This window comes from Asaia sp. W19, assembly GCF_003994335.1.
Taxonomy (GTDB): domain Bacteria; phylum Pseudomonadota; class Alphaproteobacteria; order Acetobacterales; family Acetobacteraceae; genus Asaia.
In genome coordinates this window covers 1-790 of the sequence record NZ_PNQZ01000121.1, presented here as the reverse complement: position 1 = coordinate 790, position 790 = coordinate 1, and the positions used below count along the sequence as shown (strand labels likewise).

1 protein-coding gene and 1 pseudogene are annotated in these 790 nt (G+C 59.6%); both read left to right on the top strand.

What is annotated here, in order from left to right; translation table 11 throughout:
• Positions 1–417, top strand: a pseudogene (gene ureC / locus C0V97_RS17145) (urease subunit alpha); the annotation flags it as partial.
• The coding region (locus C0V97_RS17140; protein WP_127103708.1) for an urease accessory protein UreE at positions 417–790 on the top strand (374 nt) is incomplete at its 3' end. The pseudogene ureC and the gene C0V97_RS17140, both read left to right, overlap by 1 nt.

Genomic DNA, 790 nt, shown 5'->3' with positions numbered 1-790 from the left:
GATCTGGTACTCTGGGAGCCCGCATTTTTTGGCGTGAAACCCGAGCAGGTGATCAAGGGGGGCATGATTGTCTATGCCATGATGGGTGACCCGAATGCGTCTATCCCTACACCGCAGCCGGTGCATGGCCGCATGATGTTTGGCGGGTTCGGTCGCGCGCTTGCGCGGACCAGCCTCACATTCGTGTCCCAGGCGGCGCTTGAGGATGATATCGGTGCGAGGCTCGGGCTCGAGCGTCGCCTCTCGGCGGTGCGGAACGTGCGTGGCGGAATCGGCAAGCGCAGCATGATTCATAACGATTCCATGCCCTATATCGAAGTTGATCCCGAAACTTATGAAGTGCGGGCCGATGGCGTGCTCCTGACGTGCGAGCCCGCCGAAATCCTGCCCATGGCCCAAAGGTATTTTCTGTTCTGATGACCCGTATTCTCGAAATCCTTCCTGCCGGGAGCTGGCTTGAAGCCGATGCGAGCGGTATTTTTGCTGCTGATTATGAGGGGCGGCATCGCCGGAGAATGATGCTGACACTGGCCAGTGGCGAGAAGATCCGTCTGGAACTGGAGCATGCACGGCTTCTGCGCGGCGGTGACGGTCTGCGTCTGGAAGATGGTCGGACCATTCTGGTCAGGGCCTTGCCCGAAGAGCTCATGGAAGTAACCGCCCACGGAACGCTGCAATTGCTGCAACTGGCCTGGCATCTGGGTAACCGCCATTTGCCGGCGGCTATTGGCGAACACGCCATACTCGTGAGGCGAGACCATGTGATTGCGGACATGATCGGCGGGCTGGG